At 50.7% G+C, this 2,889-nt stretch carries 2 protein-coding genes; both read right to left on the reverse strand.

Translation table 11 applies throughout. The annotated features are described in order from the left end of the window. On the reverse strand, nt 1-605 hold a 605-nt coding region (locus MVD07_RS02575), incomplete at its 3' end, for a helix-turn-helix domain-containing protein (RefSeq protein ID WP_297498249.1). Between the two features lie 268 nt (nt 606-873). Then, on the reverse strand, nt 874-2,889 hold a 2,016-nt coding region (locus MVD07_RS02580), incomplete at its 5' end, for a DNA topoisomerase (protein WP_297498247.1).

Genomic DNA, 2,889 nt, shown 5'->3' on the forward strand with positions numbered 1-2,889 from the left:
AGCTTGCCCTCTTTCGCGTACTCCAGTATCTTCGAGCCCTCAAGCCTCTTGAGTATCGGGTCGGTGACTATTATCTTGGCCTTCGCGCCACCGTCTATGGCCTTTATGATGTCGCCTTCGAGGTTGATAGCTATGTAGCCGTCGTCAGCTAAGAGTATCTGCTCCTTAACGCCTTCGAGCATCTCCTTGGTCTTTAGGGTGGCGTTCCTTATCCCCCTGACGACCCAAACTCTTTCAACGCCGTACTTCGGTATCTCTGTCTCGATGAGTGGCCTCATAAGCTGGAGAAGCTCTTCCTTGGCTTTCTTCTTGGCCTCAAGCTCGTCCTTTATGCGTTCCTGCCAGTCCTGTATGAACTTCTCAAGGATGTTCTCCGGATGAACTGGCCTGTACTTGTTGACCTTGCCCGGCTGGCTTATGGCAAAGCCCTTCTTCTCAAGGCTCCTGAGCACGTCGTAGGTCCTCGGTGCCGGAACCTCAGAGACACTGGCCAGCTCGGCCGGCGTGAGGACACCAAAGCCGACCAGGGCAACATACGCCCTTGCCTCGTACAGGTTCAACTCAAAGTGCTCCTGCAGGAGCTCCACCATCCTGTCCTTAACCATTTTTACCACCACCGGATTTTCTATACAGGTATCTGGGTCTTAAAGGTTATAAGCTTTTTCCAAATTATTAGAGTGTTGAGGGGACACAACTTCTCGTTAACATCAATGACTCTGCACCATAAGATTGACGTTGCATCATGATGCAAAGGATTTACTCCCAATCTGTTTTAAGGTTTTTGGTTGGGATGCCAAAAATTAAGGTGAACTCCTCACGAGAAAACGCATGAACCCGTGCTACAAGATCCAGATAAAATGCTAAGGAAAAGGTCTACCCTTCACCATGGATGTATCTCCGTATCTCCCCGTAGAGTCCGTTGAGGGCTTCTTGGTAGTCCGCTTTGCCTTCCTCTATCCGATCCATCAACTCCTCGAGCTCCCTCGTTCTCTCCTCGCTGACGAGGTCGCGGTATTTGCTGACGAGATAGTGGTAGACCTTTATGCCCTTCTCGGTCGGAACCAGCTTCTTCCTGCCCTTGGTCTCAACGACGTAGCCCCTCCTCAGGAGGGTCTCGACTATCTTGGCGTACGTTGAAGGCCTCCCTATCTTTCTCTCCTTCATCAGGGCTATTATGTCCCCCTGCGTGTAGAGCGGAATCTTCGGGGCCTTCCACTTCTTTGCCTCAACGACTTTCAGCTTCGCACCCTTCTCCATTTTTGGTATCTGCCTGAAGGGCGGGTTCCTGAGCCTCGTCCAGCCGTCCTCTATGACCTCAATGTAGCCCTCAACCTCGGTCTTCGCAAGGCCCGCGTTTATGATTGCCTTTTCGTAGAGTATCCTCGCTGGAATCATCTGGCTCGTCATGAAGCGCCTAAATATCATGTCGTAGAGACGGTAGTGGTTCCTCGTCAGGTTCCTTGGGAGCTGGATTATTCCATCACGGATGAGCTGCATAAGCCTTCCCGTGTCTATCGGCCTCGTCGGCCTTATTGCCTCGTGCGTTCCCTCTTCGCCCCATGGCCTCGGTTTGAAGTACTCCTCGCCTATCTCCTGGGTTATGTACTCCTTTGCTATCTCTATTCCGGTGTTGCTGACGTGGGTGCTGTCTGTGCGGTGGTATGTACAGTTGTGGGAAACAACACCGTTTGAGAGGAAGTTTTCCGTCGTGGTCGTGAAGTCGTAAAGCTTTCCGGTGTAGTGCTCTTCTTCAACATCGGTAACAGGAACCCAAGTGACGTTTGCCTCAACCAAAGAGCGGAGATAATCCTTAGCGAACCCCTCTTCAGCGTACTCAAGGACTTTGGCAAGTTTGTCCCTGGGCACGCTCCCCGGTTTTTTCAACCAGTTCCAGATGTCTATTCCCTCTTCCCTGAGGATTTTCGCCTTTACGCCATTGGAGAATACGAGTTCCTTCACGAGCTCCCCAACCGGTATCAGGTCGGACTCCATCGGCTTTCTCATTCCCCTGTAAGCGGAATAAGCTTCCTCGAACTGTCTCTTCCTGATCCTTAGGTATGGGTAAATCTTCTCCCTAAAAATTCCAAGACTGCGGTTGCCTATTATGAGATCCCAGACTCCTGTCCTTTTGTCCTCTTTCAGGTAGTTCAGAATGCCAATCTGGTAGAGATAAACGCTGATCTTTTTGAGCACTTCAGAGCGCTTGGAGGTTAGGATTGCTCTAAGGTTAACCCCTCTCTTGTCATGGAGGAGTGGGAAAGTCCCGTCGGTGTCAAAGTAACCCGCTATCATTGCGTTTATCATTTCTTCCTGCAGGGTGAAGACTATTGGATGGAGCTCTCCCGAACGGGCACCGAGCCTTCTGAAGAGCTCGGTGAGTATCGAGTTGGAGAAGCCCACCTGGTTTGTGGTTTCGAATACGTGGAGGAATGGAAAAACTTCTTCCAGTATCTCTTTGACCTGTTTGAGGGGCGTCTGAGATATGAGAACCTTGCTATCCTTTAGTGTTCCATCCCCGAGAACCAGACCGAAGACGTACCAGAACCTCTCATCAAGCTCGAAGTTTGGAATTCTCTTGCTTCCAGCCCTCTGACGGTAGAGGTATTTGACGTGAGGCTCAAAATCGGCAACATCCCACTCAAGGAGCTTTTTGAGCAGAATCCCTCTGTTCCTCAGGTATTTGTATTTAGTGCTCGTCTTGATTCTCTCCCTTATTAGCGGGGCAACCCTCTTCTCAAAGTAGTCCTCGTCAAGCTCGACCATAACGTCTGTAATGCCAAGCTCAACGAGCATTTGGAGAAGCGAGTACCTCTTTCTTCCCAGGTGGCCAGTGTTGTAAGCAAAGGCAACGTAGTCACCGAGCCTTATGTTCTTCGCCGAGATCCAGCC

The sequence above is a fragment of the Thermococcus sp. genome, from assembly GCF_027008145.1.
Classification (GTDB): Archaea; Methanobacteriota_B; Thermococci; order Thermococcales; family Thermococcaceae; genus Thermococcus.